Origin of the sequence: Rhodococcus sp. MEB041, from assembly GCF_030208955.1 — a bacterium.
Lineage (GTDB): Bacteria > Actinomycetota > Actinomycetes > Mycobacteriales > Mycobacteriaceae > Rhodococcoides.
Genome location: NZ_JARVSZ010000002.1, coordinates 463651 through 479079 on the forward strand (window position 1 = coordinate 463651; position 15429 = coordinate 479079).

Annotated in this window: 13 protein-coding genes; 2 read left to right on the forward strand and 11 right to left on the reverse strand. The window is 68.8% G+C overall.

Annotation, left to right across the window (positions count from 1 at the left end; translation table 11 throughout):
* Positions 1 to 117: 117 nt before the first annotated feature.
* Together QRN16_RS06165 and QRN16_RS06170 are read left to right on the forward strand one after the other, a co-directional pair.
* Positions 118 to 888 (forward strand): trans-aconitate 2-methyltransferase, encoded by a 771-nt coding sequence (locus QRN16_RS06165; protein WP_056444928.1) that lies wholly within the window; start codon positions 118 to 120, stop codon positions 886 to 888.
* A 38-nt stretch (positions 889 to 926) separates the two neighbouring features.
* Positions 927 to 1580, forward strand: coding sequence for a thioredoxin-like domain-containing protein (locus tag QRN16_RS06170; protein WP_285185077.1), 654 nt, complete (start codon positions 927 to 929; stop codon positions 1578 to 1580).
* On the opposite strand, the gene QRN16_RS06175 is transcribed toward QRN16_RS06170, so the two are convergent.
* The 11 genes from QRN16_RS06175 to QRN16_RS06225 all read right to left on the reverse strand — a co-directional run bounded on the left by QRN16_RS06175 (position 1581) and on the right by QRN16_RS06225 (position 15404).
* Positions 1581 to 2033: a flavodoxin family protein gene (locus QRN16_RS06175; RefSeq protein WP_285185078.1), complete on the reverse strand. Its 453-nt coding sequence runs from the start codon at positions 2031 to 2033 to the stop codon at positions 1581 to 1583. It abuts the gene before it with no gap.
* Positions 2030 to 2452 carry a hypothetical protein gene (locus QRN16_RS06180; RefSeq protein ID WP_197027766.1) on the reverse strand — a complete coding sequence of 141 codons (423 nt, stop codon included), beginning with the start codon at positions 2450 to 2452 and terminating at the stop codon, positions 2030 to 2032. Before QRN16_RS06180 ends, QRN16_RS06175 begins: the two co-directional genes overlap by 4 nt.
* A 70-nt stretch (positions 2453 to 2522) precedes the next feature.
* Positions 2523 to 3275, reverse strand: a complete 753-nt coding sequence (gene dapB / locus QRN16_RS06185; RefSeq protein WP_027505103.1) for a 4-hydroxy-tetrahydrodipicolinate reductase — start codon at positions 3273 to 3275, stop codon at positions 2523 to 2525.
* Positions 3276 to 3310: 35 nt separating this feature from the next.
* Positions 3311 to 4417: a zinc-binding dehydrogenase gene (locus QRN16_RS06190; protein WP_056444936.1), complete on the reverse strand. Its 1107-nt coding sequence runs from the start codon at positions 4415 to 4417 to the stop codon at positions 3311 to 3313.
* A 9-nt stretch (positions 4418 to 4426) separates the two neighbouring features.
* A complete protein-coding gene (locus QRN16_RS06195; protein ID WP_027505101.1) occupies positions 4427 to 7120 on the reverse strand; it encodes an MGH1-like glycoside hydrolase domain-containing protein in 2694 nt (897 codons plus the stop codon).
* Between the two features lie 54 nt (positions 7121 to 7174).
* Positions 7175 to 7894: an AMP-binding protein gene (locus QRN16_RS06200; RefSeq protein WP_285185079.1), complete on the reverse strand. Its 720-nt coding sequence runs from the start codon at positions 7892 to 7894 to the stop codon at positions 7175 to 7177.
* 120 nt (positions 7895 to 8014) lie between these two features.
* Positions 8015 to 8848, reverse strand: a complete 834-nt coding sequence (locus tag QRN16_RS06205; RefSeq protein ID WP_037185313.1) for an IclR family transcriptional regulator — start codon at positions 8846 to 8848, stop codon at positions 8015 to 8017.
* A gap of 31 nt (positions 8849 to 8879) precedes the next feature.
* Positions 8880 to 10784, reverse strand: a complete 1905-nt coding sequence (locus tag QRN16_RS06210; RefSeq protein WP_285185080.1) for a DUF294 nucleotidyltransferase-like domain-containing protein — start codon at positions 10782 to 10784, stop codon at positions 8880 to 8882.
* A complete protein-coding gene (locus tag QRN16_RS06215) occupies positions 10762 to 12279 on the reverse strand; it encodes a GMC family oxidoreductase (RefSeq protein ID WP_027505097.1) in 1518 nt (505 codons plus the stop codon). Before QRN16_RS06215 ends, QRN16_RS06210 begins: the two co-directional genes overlap by 23 nt.
* A complete protein-coding gene (locus tag QRN16_RS06220; RefSeq protein ID WP_027505096.1) occupies positions 12276 to 13820 on the reverse strand; it encodes an APC family permease in 1545 nt (514 codons plus the stop codon). The genes QRN16_RS06215 and QRN16_RS06220 overlap by 4 nt, the downstream gene beginning before the upstream one ends.
* Before the next feature lie 90 nt (positions 13821 to 13910).
* A complete protein-coding gene (locus QRN16_RS06225; RefSeq protein WP_373428388.1) occupies positions 13911 to 15404 on the reverse strand; it encodes an aldehyde dehydrogenase family protein in 1494 nt (497 codons plus the stop codon).
* Positions 15405 to 15429: the final 25 nt, after the last annotated feature.

The following is a 15429-nucleotide window of genomic DNA, read 5'->3' on the forward strand; positions in this document are numbered from 1 at the left end:
GCCTCCTCACCCTCACGTGTCCAGCGACCGTAGCGCCGGTGGACAGTACTGCTCACTCCGGCGTAACGTGCGTAACAGTACAAGCGTACTGTTTGCCGGCCCGTCGAAGGAGCCATCATGTGGAGCCCGTCCGACTACCTCACCTTCGCCGACGAGCGCACCCGTCCGTTCCGCGAACTGCTCGCACGCATCTCTGTCGGGAGTCCCCGGCGCGTCGCCGATCTCGGCTGCGGCCCGGGCAATGCGACGGCGTTGCTCGCGCACCGCTGGCCGGACGCCGCCGTCGAGGCGTCGGACAACTCGCCGGACATGGTCGCGGCCGCGCGCGCTGCCGGTCTGGACGCCACCGTGCTCGACGTGCGGGACTGGGTGCCGTCCTCCGACACCGACGTCGTCGTCTCCAACGCGACTCTGCAGTGGGTGCCCGAACACCGGGAACTGCTGGCGCGCTGGCCCGGCCAGTTGCCGGACGGTGCCGTGATCGCCGTCCAGATGCCCGGCAATTTCGATGCACCGTCGCACCGCATCATCCGGGACCTCGCGACATCGGACGCCTGGGCACCGCGACTTCCCACTCTCGAGCTGCGGCACGCGAACGCCGTGGACGATCCCGAGCAGTACGCCGACCTGCTGGCCGCCCGGGGTTGCGCCGTGGACGCCTGGGAGACCACGTACGTCCAGCAACTCCGTGGTGCCCGGCCCGTTCTCGACTGGGTCTCCGGCACCGCTCTCACCCCGATCTTCGACCTCCTCGACGAGAAGGGTCGGGACGAGTTCCGCGACGACCTCGCTCCGTTGTTGGCCGAGGCCTACCCGGCACGATCCGACGGGACCACCTTCTTCCCGTTCCGACGCGTCTTCGTCGTCGCGGTGGTGCGGAACGGCTGACGAGCAGGACGGTGCGGCCGGACGGATACTCTCGAATCATGCATCGGTCGGCGCTCGTTCCCCTGATCCTGTCGGCCGCCCTCCTCGCCGGGGGCTGCGGCAGGGCCGTCGAGGGACGTCCGACGGCCGACGCGTGGGTGCCCACCGCCGACAATCCCGACCCCTCTCTCGCGCTCGACGGCATCGAGGTGGTCGACTACCCGCCCGCCTACCACGTACTGCCGAACTACCGTGTGGCGTACGCCTTTACACCGCCGATGGGTGGTCGACACGACAACGCGTGGGCGACGTGCACCGGCGTGGTCTATCCGGAGGCCGTGCGCACCGAGAACATGGTGCACTCCCTCGAACACGGTGCCGTGTGGATCGCATACGACCCCGCAGCGCTCGACGACGGCGAGATCGCAGCGCTGGCCGCGCGGGTGGAGGGCGAGCCGTACCTGATGATGTCGCCGTATCCGGGCATGGATCGCCGGATCTCGCTGCAGTCGTGGGGGCATCGCCTGGCAGTGGAGAGCAGCGACGACGAGCGCATCGACCGTTTCGTCTCGGCACTGCGCCTGAATCCGAACACTTTCCCGGAGCCCGGCGCGACGTGCGCGACCCTGCCCACCACGTTCGACACGGCGAACCCGCCGGCGTTCGTCGAGAGCGCGCCGGATCCCGCATCCCCGCTGACCCTTCCGGAGTGATCAGGCAGGCATGATCGTCGCGGCCACCGTGCCACCGAGTTCGACGAGCCGTTCCCGCGCAGCGGCGTCGAACCCGGTCACCTCGACGGGCACCGCGGCCGGCTCGAGGCCCCATCCGCTCACGATGCTCGTCAGTGCGCGCACCGCGCCCGCAGTGTCGTTGTTGCCGTACACCCAGGCGCCCCAGGGCTTTCCGTTCATCGACCCGAGCGTCGGGTAGTACACCGTGTCGAGGAAATGCTTGAGAGCACCGGACATGTACCCGAAGTTCGCGGGAGTGCCGAGGAGGATGCCGTCCGCGTCGACCACGTCGGCGATCGTGGCACTCAGGGCCGGGCGCACCCGGACGTCGACACCCTCGATGTCGGGATCCCGCGCCCCGGCCAGCACCGCCTCGAGCATCTCCGCCATGGGCGGCGACACCGTGTGGTGCACCACCAGCAGGACGGTCACGCGCTCTCGGTGCGCTCGAGTTCCACGGCGCGCCGCATGATCTCGCGTGCGCGCCCGCGATCGCCCGCGTAGTCGTACGCACGGGCGAGACGGTAGTTCGTGCGCCAGTCGTCGGGCGACTTCTCGTACTCCGCCTTGACGTCCGCGAAGAGCGAATCCGCCGCGCCGCGCTCGATGCGCCCCGACGGCATGCGCGGAAGGTCGTCGACGTCCAGCTCGAGGTTCTCGTCGTGGATCCGACGGGCCAGGTGCTGGTGCCGAAAACCCGCCCGCAGCGTCGCCGCCACGATCCACAGGCCCAGCAGCGGAAGGATCAGCACACCGATACCCAGCCCGATGTTCACCGGACCGCCGAGCTGGATGAAGTCGATCCCCCGCCCGCCCAGGATGACGAAGTAGACGCCGAGAACCAACACCATCACGGCGATGATCGCGACCACCCGCGAATACTTGCTCACTCCGACCGTCCTCCGGACTTCCCGCTGCTCATCACAGATCCATCAGCGGTTCGATGCCCAACGTCAACCCGGGCCGCGCCGCGATGGACCGGACGCCCAGCAGCACACCGGGAGTGAAGGAGGTGCGGTCGATCGAGTCGTGCCGGATGGTGAGAGTCTCGCCCTGCGTTCCCAGGAGCACCTCCTGGTGCGCCACCAGACCGGCGAGGCGCACGGAGTGCACACGCACTCCGTCGACGTCGGCGCCGCGCGCACCGTCGAGTTCGGTGGTGGTCGCGTCGGGACTCGGGCCCACTCCCGCCGCGCGCCGCGCGTCCGCGATGAGCGCCGCCGTGCGGTACGCGGTGCCGGACGGCGCGTCCGCCTTGTTCGGGTGGTGCAGCTCGATCACCTCGACCGAGTCGAAGAAGCGTGCCGCCTGCTGCGCGAACGCCATCGACAGCACGGCGCCGATGGCGAAGTTGGGAGCGATGAGCACTCCGGTCGCGGGCGAGTCCGCGAGCCAGGACCGCACCTGATCGAGTCGCTCGTCGTCGAACCCGGTGGTGCCCACGACGGCATGGATCCCGGCGCCGATCAGGTACTGCAGGTTGTCCATGACGACACTGGGATGGGTGAAGTCGACCACGACCTGCGCGCCGTTCTCAGCGAACGTCTCGAGCCGGTCGTCCTTGTCCACGCGAGCGACGAGCTCCGTGTCGGCCGCGGCCTCGACGGCCTCGCACACCGCCTGGCCGACCTTGCCGGCCGCGCCGAGTACTCCGACACGTATCGCCTCTGTCACCTGTTCACCCCTCACCTGGAACCGTCGGGGACAGCCTAGTGGTCGAACTCGATGACCTGACGAATCGCCTTGCCGTCCGCCAGTTCGTCCATCGCCCGGTTGATCCCGTCGAGCGTGATGCGTGAGGACACCAGTTTCTCCACCGGGAAGCGGCCCTCGCGCCACATCTGCTCGTAGGTCGGAATGTCCCGTTCGGGAACGGCGGACCCGAGGTAGCTCCCGACGATGGTCCGCGCCTCGGCCACGAGCGTGAGGGGCGAGATCGACGCTCGGGCGTCCGGCGACGGCAGGCCCACTGTCACGGTGGTGCCGCCCGGAGCAGTGGCAGCGAGAGCGGTCTCGAAGGCGCGCGCGTTGCCGGCGGCCTCCACGACGATCTGGGCACGCACGCCGGACTCGGCCAGTTCCTGCGGGGTGTACACGGACGTGGCGCCCAACTCGCGGGCCGTCTCCAGCTTCTCCGGCATCGAATCGACCCCGATGACGTCGCCCAGTCCGAGCGAGGCCGCGGTGAGCACCGCGGCCATGCCCACTCCGCCGAGCCCCACCACCATGATGGTGTCGCCCTCGGTGGGGGACGCGGCGTTCAGCAGTGCGCCGCCGCCGGTGAGCACCGCGCACCCGAGCACCGCGGCGACGGCCGGCGGGACGTCGTCACCCACGGGCACCACCGACCGCCGGTCCACCACCGTGTGCGTCGCGAAACCGGACACCCCGAGATGGTGCTTGATCTCGACGCCGTCGCGGCGCAGCCGCACGTCTCCGCCGAGCAGAGTGCCGGCGTTGTTGGCCGCGCTGCCGGGAATGCACGGTGTGCGCCCGTTCGACCGGCACCCCGAGCACTCACCGCATCGAGGCAGGAAGGTCATCACCACGCGCGTGCCGAGCGCGAGATCGACCCCCGGGCCGACGCCCTCGACGATGCCCGCGGCCTCGTGCCCCAGCAGCATCGGGACGGGGCGCACGCGGTTGCCGTCGACCACCGACAGATCGGAGTGGCACAGCCCCGCCGCCTCGATGCGTACGAGGATCTCCCCTTCGCCGGGAGGATCGAGCTCGAGCTCGGACACCGTCAGGGGACGCGACTCCGCGAACGGCCGCGAACGGCCGATCTCTTCCAGGACAGCTCCGCGAATCTTCATGCCGCCACGTTAACCCGGCGGCGTCGGCGGTTGCGGCACTCTGGGATTGAGAAGATGCGCGACCAGCGCGGTCCAGCCGGTCTGATGGCTGGCGCCGAGCCCCTCTCCGGTGTCCCCGTCGAAGTACTCGCTGAAGGTCGGATGCTCCGACCACAGCGGATCGTCCGAGGACTCGATGCGATCGCCGTCCGACGGCCGACCGGATCCGCGCACGCGGAACAGGTCCGCGAGGCCGTTCTCGATGATCTCGGCGGCCTCGACCAGGGTGCGCTGCACGCCGGACCCGGTGGGGATCTCGATGGTGAACGTGTCGCCGAAGTAGCGACCATAGGCGCGGAGCTTGTCGGCGAGCAGCACGTTGACGGGGAACCACACCGGACCACGCCAGTTCGAGTTCCCGCCGAACATCGACGTGCGGGACTCCCCCGGCTCGTACTCGATGGACAGTGATCGGCCCTCGACCTCCATCGTGACGCCGTCGCGGTAGGACGCGGACAGCGACCGGATACCGAAGGACGACAGGAACTCGTCGCTGTCGAACATGCGCTCGAGGATGCGCCGCAGCCGATCGGGATCGACGAGGGCGAGGAGCATGCGCCAGGTCCCGTTGTCGTTGCGCGACATCATCGGGGACACCAGATCCGGTCTCCGGTGCTGCAACCACCGCAAGCGAGACGTCAGGTCCGGACACTCCTTCGGCACCCACGACGGGATCTCGGTGGCCCCCAGGATCGGCAGGAGGCCCACCATCGAGCGCACCCGCAGCGGCACCGCGTCACCGTGCGGTGGGGCGAGGACGTCGTAGAAGAATCCGTCCTCCTCGTGCCACAGCGACATCTGCGCCGACCCGAAGGATCCCACGGCCTCCGCGATGGACAGGAAATGCGCGAAGAACTTCGTCGCGACGTCGTCCCAGGCGGAGTCGTGGCGTGCCAGTTCGATCGCGATCTTGAACATCTGCTGGCAGTAGAACGCCATCCAACTGGTCGCGTCGGACTGCTCGAGTCGGAAACCGGGAGGCAGTGGCTCCGAGCGGTTGAACATCCCGATGTTGTCCATCCCGAGGAAGCCGCCCTCGAAGATGTTGGAGCCGCCCGCGTCCTTGCGGTTGACCCACCACGAGAAGTTCAACAGCAGCTTGGTGAACACCCGGACCAGGAACTCACGGTCGCGGTGTCCGTCGATGCGGTAGACCTGCCACACCGCCCACGCGTGGACCGGCGGGTTGACGTCTCCGAACTCCCACTCGTACGCGGGCAGTTGACCGTTGGGGTGCATCGCCCACTCGCGACACATGAGCACGAGCTGTTCCTTGGCGAAGTCCGGGTCGACGTGCGCCAGCGGGATGGTGTGGAAGGCGAGATCCCATGCGGCGAACCACGGGTACTCCCACTCGTCCGGCATGGAGACGACGTCCGCGAGCGAGAAGTGCGACCAGGCATGGTTGCGGGCGGTCGCGTCGAGTCGCGACTGCGGCGCCGACGCTCCCACCGGATCACCCTGCGCCCACTCGCGTACGTCGTAGCGGTAGAGCTGTTTGCACCACAGCAGGCCGGCGTAGGCGCGCCGTGCGACGTGGCGGTCGGCCGCGGACAGATCCGGGCCGATGACGTGGTCGTAGAACTGGTCCGCCTCGTACCGTCGGTCGGCGAGGACCGCGTCGAAGCCGGGGCCGAACGTGAACGAGTCCGGCACCGCGGTGCTCAACCGGAGACGGATGCTGCGGGTCTCGCCGGGCGCCACGTCGTCGAGCGAATACCAGAACGCACTCTTCGTCCCCGTGCCGTCCGGATTGACGGCCGACTCGTCGCCCTCGACGATGCGCCGCCCGATGCCGTCCTTCGTCCAGGCCGAGAGGTTCTCCGCGGCGCCGAACAGCTCCACCGCATTGGTCTCGTTGTCGCAGAACAGCACTCGCGCATCACCCTGAGCGGCGAGGTGGTACCGGCCGAGAAAACCGTGCTCCGCACGCACCACGGCCATGTCACCGGGAAGCGCGTCCGCCGTGACGTCGACGATGGAGGCGGTGCGATCGTCGCGCCCCCAGGACCACGTGTTGCGCAACCACAGATGCGGCACCACGTCGACCGATGCGGCCTCGGGCCCGTGATTGGTGACGTCGACGACGATGCACACGTCGTCCGGCGACGCCTTGGCGTAGGTGACGACCACGTCGAAGAACCGGTTCTCGTCCAGCACCCCGGTGTCGGCCAGTTCGAACTCGCGGTCCATGCGTGTGCGCGCGCGGCTCGCCTCACGCAGCCCCTCGTAGGGGTACTCGGCCTGCGGGTAGCGGTAGAGCCACGTCATCCAGCTGTGGGTGGGCGTTCCGTCGAGCGCCCACCAGTACTCCTTGGCGTCCTCGCCGTGATTGCCCTCACCGTTGGTGAGTCCGAACAGCCGCTCCTTGAGGATCGGATCGCGCCGGTTCCACAGGGCCACCGAGAAATTGAGGAAGCCGAAGCGGTCGCAGATGCCCCCGAGGCCGTCCTCGCCCCATCGGTAGGCGCGCGAGCGGGCGTGGTCGAAGGGGAAGGACTCCCAGGCGTTGCCGTCCTCGGAGTAGTCCTCGCGCACGGTGCCCCACTGACGGCCCGCGAGATACGGGCCCCAGGTACGCCAGGCGCTCTGTGCTCCGGGCGATTCGGCGAGCCGAGAGTGCTCGACGGTCGGGTGTGCAGGCTGATCTGCGGCGTCGGTCACCGCCACAGTGTGCCCCGAGGGACGCGGACGTGCATCGCACCGGAGGCCCGGGCGTCACACCGCCGCGGGAAATCCCCGTCCGGGCGCGCTGACGGTGCAGCCGGTGACCAGACCGGCCAGAAGTCCGACGAGACCCGCGACCGAGGCCGACGGGTGGGACAGGTCGAAGAGAGTGCCCGGCGCGAGACCCGCACGGACGGCGAGATCGGACACCGACGCGGCCAACTCCTCGTGCGTGACGGTGACGCGTCCGGTCGTGCCCGGACCGAGCGCGACGAGGGCGGGCCGCCAGGTGTCGAGTGCGGTGGGCCGGCCGGCTTCGGTGAGACCCTGATCCCAGGCGGTCGACTCCCACCAGACACCCTCGTGATCCACGACGGCGTCGCGACGAGCATCGAACGTCACCGACGCGGCCGGTACGGCACCGACGGCCGCGCAGGCGTGCGCGCGGAGCACGTCGGGAAGTTCGGCGTCGACGGCGAACAGGGGATGTCCGGAGGCGAGGACGGCCAGGACGGAGGTGACCGCGTCGACCGAGCCGTCGGCGAGTACGGCGAGCGGGACGCGGTCGCCGGCGTGGGCACGGCGCAGCGCGGCTCCGCGGTTTCTGGCGGCCACGGCGAGCTCGCCGTAGGTGATCGAGTCGGCGGGTGAGACCAGCGCGAGACTCGACGGGTTCCGCCGCGCCACCGCGTCGATCGCGGCGACGATACCGCTCTGGAGCGCCGACGACGGCGGTGCGTCGAGCACGCCGCGCGGATGGAGACCGGTCATACCGCAACACCGCCAACTGCCGAGGAAACTATCGGCGATCAGGTCAAGGACTCCATAACCATACCTGAAGTATGTTTCCATTCGTAACACTCACCCCCGAGACTGTGAGAAGTCACGGTGTCAGTCGCCGCCGTATCCCAGCTTGCGGCTGATCTCGAGGGCCGCACTCATCGCGTCCGCCGCGACGGACGCGAAGTCGTCCGGTTCGAGCCGGTAGGCCGGACCCGAGACGCTGAGCGCAGCCACGACGTCCCCGGTGTGGTCACGCACGGGCGCGGACACCGCGTTCAGACCGATCTCGAGTTCCTCACGCACTGAGGCCCAGCCCCGCGAGCGCACCGCCTCGAGCTCCTGCTCCAGCGCGGTCGACGAGGTCACCGTGGTCTCCGTGAAGGAGTCCAACCGGGACGGGAGGCGCCGACGTACCTCGTCCCGCGACAATCCGCTGAGGAGAATCTTCCCGCTCGACGTGGCGTGGACCGGGCTGCCCTGGCCCACCCACGTACGCAGCGCGACCTCGGACTCGGACCGAGCCTTGACGATGTTCACGGCGCGGTCCTCGTCGAGCACCGCGAGGTTGGTGGTCTCCCCCACCTTCTCGGCCAACATGTCGCAGATGCCCTGCGCTGCCTTCGCGAGGTCGCGTTCGGCCGTCGCGGACCCGGCGAGGCGGACGATGGTGAACCCCAGCCGGTACTTGCCCCGTTCACCCACCTGCTCCACGAAGCCGCGGGCGTCCAACACCCCCAGCAGCCGCGAGACGGTGGACTTGTGCACCCCGAGTTCGTCGGCGATGGCCGTGACACCGGCCGTCCCGAGTCGAGCGACGATCTCGAGGACCTCGAGAGCGCGGTCGACCGACTGCACCGCGGTACCGCGCGTCACCGCTCTCCCCGCGTCGTCGCCGTCGTCGGTGCCGGACGTGTCGGACACGGAGATCTCGGAAGAAGCCATGATGGTGTCCGATTCTATCCGGCACCGGGTGTCAGCGGTCGCGCACCGCGCGGGGCACGGGGACACCGACGGTGGACGCCACGTGGCCCACCCTGCGCTGGACCGACGCGATCTCCCGGATCGCGTCCATCACCATGCTGCGCTCGAGGGGTGTCAGCTCACCGAGGGCCACGACGTCCGTCGGGGTGCGTCCGTCGCTCAGGCAGTTCACCTGATGGCCGAAACGCAGGTGCTGCAGCCGCTCGAACACGTCGACGAGCACGCGTGAGTCCGGTTCCGACAGCAATCCGTTGCCCGCCGCCGCGGTCAGCCGGGCGGGTGTCGACGCGCAGGCGACGCCGACACTCATACCGCCCCACCGCGCCAGGTTCACGATCGGCGACACCGCGTGCGACTTGAGATCCACCGTCGTGCCGCGCCGCGCGAGCACGTCCCGCACCGACCGCACCCGTGCTCGGGTGGCCAGCGCATCGCGGAGCTGGAGCCGCAGTGCCTCGGGATGCTCGACGGCCATCTCGCGGTACGCGTCCGGAACCGAGTGGAGATCGGGATCGCCCCACACCACCCGGCCGTCGACCAGGAGCGAGGACATGACGATGCCGCGATCGCCCAGGGGGTCGTCGAGCCAGCCGCTCGCGGCGGCGCGCCACGCGGAGGCCGATCGGGCGAAGCGGGGGCTGGACGCGATCGCGTTGTTGGTGTCGGCGGGCAGTCCACAGGCGTCGAGCGTGCGGTGCACGGCGCGGGCAAGGCCGCGGAGCGCCTCCTCTCGGCCGGCGAGGCCGTCCCTCCACGACAACGCGCTGTCGACGTCGGACGACGGCATCGCCTCCCGTCGTCCGACGCTTCCCAGCGACAACCACGCGAGATCTCGGCCGCGCAGCGGGGTCGGCGATGCCGCGATCGCCAGCTCCACGGCACGACGGACGAGGGCGTCCACCACCACGGACAGGATCCCGGACGCGGCCCCCGCGGTGGTCCCGGTGCGCCACAGGTCGACGATCAGCGGACGCAGACCCGCACTCACCCCGATCAACGCGTCGGTGGACTCGGCTGCCTCGACGTGCCGACGCAACGAGAAGCTGCGGGTGGTCGAGTTGGCCAGCAGATCGGCGCTCTCGAGGACACCGACCAGACCGCCCCGGACATCGACGACCGGCATGTGTTGCACGCCGAGCTCGAGCATCTCGAGCAGGACGCCGGTGGGCGTCCGGTCCGCGTCCACCACGGCCGCGGGCACTGTCATGACGGATCCGATCCGTGTGTCCACCGGCACACCGGCGGCGACCACCCGCGTCCGCAGGTCTCGATCGGTGAAGATGCCGTACCGGCCCCGCGTCGTCGGGATCACCACGCACGACGACCCGCGCTCCGTCATCAGGCAGACCGCGTCGCGGATCGAGGTGTCGGCGTCCACGGTCGCCGCCGCACGACGCACGAGGGCGGCCGCGGTGCCGCCGGGCGCCGCCGACAGACCGGCGCCGTCGGGACTCGGTGAGGCGATGGACCGGCCGCCGAAGGACTGCGCGATCGTGCGAGCCAGGTACGTCACGCCCGCGGGGCTCGCGAACACCGGTCGCACGGACGGACCCGGCAGGCGCACGACGACCGACGGCCGCGCCGCCGTCGCCGTGAAGGTCGTGCGCAGACCGACGAGCATGGCCGAGAAGCCGAACAGCCCACCCGGCTCGATCGTGTCGAGCGGCGCGGCGCCGTCGACGTCGTCGGGGTGCAGCAGGTCGACGCTGCCGGACCACACCACCCACACCGCGTCGATGTCGTCGACACCCGGTCCGACCACGACGTCGCCCGCCGCGTACTCGGCGGTGGACGCCGTCGCCGCCAGATCGGCGAGATCGCTTCTGGTCAGCGAGTCGAACGGCGAGTGACCGGCGAGGAATTCTGCGAGCGTGTCAGCCGGTGACGAGGTCGGCACACCGTTCCGCCATCGTCATCACCGTGATGTTCGGGTTCACCGCCGGCAGCTTCGGCATCGCCGACGCATCGACCACCCGCAGATTGTGCACGCCCTTGACGCGCAATTCGGGATCGAGCACCGCCATCGGATCCGACGCGGCACCCATCTTCGCGGTGCCGGCCGGGTGATACACGGTGTTGTGAGTGCGATGCACGTAGTCGAGGAGATCGTCGTCGGTGACGGCGTCCGGCCCCGGCGCCAACTCGCGGGCGATCCAGTCCTTCAGCTGCGGCTGGTCGGCGATGCGTCGAGCGAGCTTGAGACCCGCGAGCATCACGCGGTCGTCGTGCCCCTCGCTGTCGGTGAAGTACCGCGGATCGACCTTGGCGCGATCACGGAAATCGCGTGAGCGCAGTCGGACGGTTCCGCGTGAACGGCCCTGTGTCACATTGGGAGTCAGGCAGAAGCCGTTGTCCGTGGTGGGGTAGCCCCAGCGCAGGGTGTTCATGTCGAACGGCACGCTGCCGTAGTGCATCATCACGTCCGGATACGTCAGATCGTCCTCGGTCGTGGCGAACAGGCCGATCTCCCACCACTGCGACGACGTGGTGACCATCGGCTTCGACGCCTCCCAGAACACCAGGCCCTCGACGTGGTCGTCGAGGTTCGCGCCGACGCCCGCCGAGTCGACACGCACCGGAATCCCCATCTCGCGCAGGTGCACCGAGGGCCCGATTCCCGACAGCATCAACAGTTTCGGAGTGTCGATCGCACCCGCGGTGACGATGACCTCACGGCGTGCGGAGACGACGTCGTGCCCCGTCAGATCAGGACGCTGATACCGCACTCCGGTGGCCGTGAGCGAGTCGTCGATGACGATCTCGCTGACCCAGCAACCCGTGCGGACCTCGAGATTGGGGCGCGTCGCCATGATCGGATGCAGGTACGCGTGCGAGGTGGACATGCGCAACCCGTCGTCGGACGAGTTGATCTGGAACCAGCCGGCCCCGTTGAGCACCGTCTCACCGCGATTGAACTGCACGGTCGGCAGTCCCACGCCGGCCGCGGACTCGAGGACGGCGGCACCACACGGATCGAGTGGCGGAACGTCCCGCAGCGTCACCGGTCCGGTGACGCGCGAGACGTACGGGAGGATCGACTCGGCGTTCCAGCCCGTGGCGCCCATGGCCTCCCAGTCGTCCAGGATCCCGGCCGGTGGATGGAACGCGATGCACGAGTTGTGAGACGAGCAGCCGCCCAACACCTTCGCCCGCGCGTGGCGCATGAAGCTGTTGCCGCGTTCCTGCGGCTCGACGGGATAGTCCCAGTCGTAGCCGGAGTCGAGCAGATGCATCCACCGGTCGAGCACCAGAATGTCGTCGTTCCCGACGTCCGTGGGTCCCGCCTCGACCAGACACACGGTCACGGTGGGATCCTCGCTGAGGCGTGCGGCGAGAACACATCCCGCTGTTCCACCGCCCGCGATGACGTAGTCGAAGATCGCGTCCGTCATACCTTCTCGCCTTCCGCCGTACCCGCTGTGGTGGTCGCTGCGTGTGACGTCAACGTACCGATGTGTCCGCGACCGACGGTGAAGTACCACAGATATCCGAGCCCGAGGATGACACCGATGTAGACGAACGCACCCCAGGTGTTGTACCAGGGTGTCCCGTAGACGGCTTCGCGCGGCCACGCCAGATTCAGCGCCATACCGGCGCCCCACACGACCGCAAAGATGTTGACGGGCAGACCCCAGCGACCCATCGTGAAGTAGCCACCCTCCTTCAGGTCCTTCGGCGGCCACTCGCCCTTCAGTCGCTTCTTCAAGAGCGGTCCCGTGACCATCAGATACGCCAGGTAGATCATGATGATCGCGATCGACGTGAGCACCGTGAAGATCTTGGGCTGCCCCACGTTGATCACCAGGATCAGGATCGAGAGCAGACCGATCACGACGGCGGGCACCACGGGCGTCTGGTACTTCGGATGCACGGTGGCCAGCCGCTCGCCGAACGGCAGCGCGTTGTCGCGCGCCATCGCGAAGGTGAGGCGGATCGCCGCCGTGTGCACCGCGAGCGAGCACACCGTGACGGCCACCAGGATGCAGATCAGGAACACCGTTCCCAGGGGTCCGGACAGCACCGAGGTGACGATGGACTGCAGTCCACCCTGCGGCGTGCCCAGCTCGGGATCGTTCAGATCCGGCGCCGCCATGACGGCGAACACGAGGATGGCGCCGCCGATGACGAACGACGCGAGGATGGCCCGCAGGATCGCCTTGGGGGCGGTACGCCGCGGTTCGACGGTCTCCTCACCGAGCGAGCTCGCCGTGTCGAAGCCGTACATCACGTAGCCCGACGCCAGCGACGCCACGAGGAACGCGCCCAGGTACCCGGCACTCTCCTCGGTTCCGTACCCGTTGGTGGAGAAGAAGATCTCCGGGCCGCGCTGAATGTTGAACGCCAGGATCACGGCGATGAGCACGGCCGCGACGAGTTCGATGAAGACGCCGGCACTGTTGATCCGCGCCATCAACCGGATGCCCGCGGCGTTCACCAGAGTCGTGAACGCGATCATGATGGTGCCGAGAACGACGGCATTGGTGGCGTAGTCGTACTCCCCCGTGCCGTCCCCGATGAGCTGGAAGCCGGACCACAACCGAGGCAGGTTCACCTGCAGGGCGAGCACCACCGCCGACAACGTGACGATCGACGCGGTGAGCATGAGCCACCCCGACGACCATCCGACGATGCGGCTGCCGAGCAGCTTCGCCCAGTTGTAGACCGAGCCCGCCACCGGATACTTGGCCGCGAGTTCCATGAAACACAGCGCCACGGCCATCTGCCCGACGAAGACGATGGGCCAGGACCACAGATAAGCCGGGCCCGCGGACCCGAATCCGAAGTAGAACAGCTGGAACGTGCCGGTCAGGATCGAGATGTAGCTGACGCCGGCCGCGAAACTCGCGAACTTGCCCAGACTGCGGTCGAGAGATTCCTTGTATCCGAAATCGCCGAGACCGCCGTCCTCGACGTCGGAAGTGGAAGACACCATGTCGCCTCGCTCACGTGAGAATGGAAGAAACTAGCTCGTCCGACCCCGGCCGGCCTCCGGCCTACCCGCCGGCCCCGGCCGGCCTCCGGCCTACCCGCCGGTGCCGAACCAGTCCGCCCGAGGTGCTGCGGTGTTGTTCCAGATGTGCTTGGTCTCCTGGTACTCGTGGAGTCCCGCGGGCCCGAGTTCGCGCCCGTTGCCCGACTTCTTGAAACCGCCCCACTCGGCCGCGGCCGTGTAGTACCCGAAGTCGTTGAGCCACACGGTTCCGTGTCGCAGCCCGCGCACCATGCGTTCGCCGCGTTCGGGATCGGTGGTGCGCACACCGGCCGCGAGACCGTAGTCCGTGTCGTTGCCCAGTCGCAGTGCCTCTTCCTCGGTGGTGAACCGTTCGACGGTCAGTATGGGCCCGAACGTCTCGAGCTGCACGATGTCCATCTCACGAGAGCAGTGGTCGAACACCGTGGGCAGGAAGTAACTTCCGTCCGCCAGAGCCGGATCGGACGGTGCGCGGCCGCCCGTGCGCAGAACTGCACCCTCCGCGAGGGCGGTCTCGACGAACGCCTCCATCTTGTCGCGTTGAGTCGTGGAGACCAGTGGCCCCGTCTCGCTGGACGGGTCCGTTCCCGGTCCCATCCGGATGGCTTCGGCGCGGCGCACGATCTCGTCGACGAACCGATCCGCCACCGAGTCCTCGACGATGAGACGTGTTCCGGCCGAACACACCTGGCCGGAGTGCAGGAAGACGCCGGTGAGCACCTGGTCGACGGAGGCGTCGAACGTGTCCTCGTCGGCGGCGTCCGCGAACACGATGTGCGGATTCTTGCCCCCGAGTTCCACCGCCACCTTGGTCACGTGCGGCGCGGCACTCGCGAGGATCGCACTGCCGGTCGCCAGTCCACCGGTGAACGATACGAAGTCGACGTCCGGATTGTCCGTGAGCGCCGGCCCGATGGTCGCGCCGCTGCCCTGCACCAGATTGACGACACCGTCCGGCACCCCCGCTTCCTCCAGCAGGTGGGTGAACGCGATGGTGCTCAGCGGGGTGACCTCGCTCGGCTTGAGCACCATCGTGCAGCCGGCAGCCAGCGCAGGCGCGATCTTCCACGAGATCTGCAGCAGAGGGTAGTTCCAGGGCGCGATCATCACGCAGACACCGATCGGCTCGTGCACCACGCGCGAGATGACCGCAGGATCACCCACGTCGACGAGACGATCGCTCGAGACGGCGGCGAGCTGAGCGTAGTACCGGAACACCGAGGTGACGTCGTCGATGTCGATGCGGCTCTCCGCCAACGTCTTCCCGGTGTCGAGGGTCTCGATGACCGACAGTCGCTCCTTGTCGCGCTGCAGGAGATCCGCCACGCGGTCGAGCACCGCACAGCGTTCCGCGACCGGGGTGGCGGGCCAGTCGCCGCGATCGAAGGTGGCACGGGCCGCGGCGACGGCGGCGCGGGCGTCGTCCGGCGAGGCCTCGTCGACCGACACCAGGACGCGACCGGTCGCGGGGTCGATGCAGTCTCGGGTCTCCCCCGAGGTGGCAGGAACCCACTCACCCCCGATGAGGAGAACGCGCTCGAACAGTGTCGGATCGACGTCGTGCTCGGTC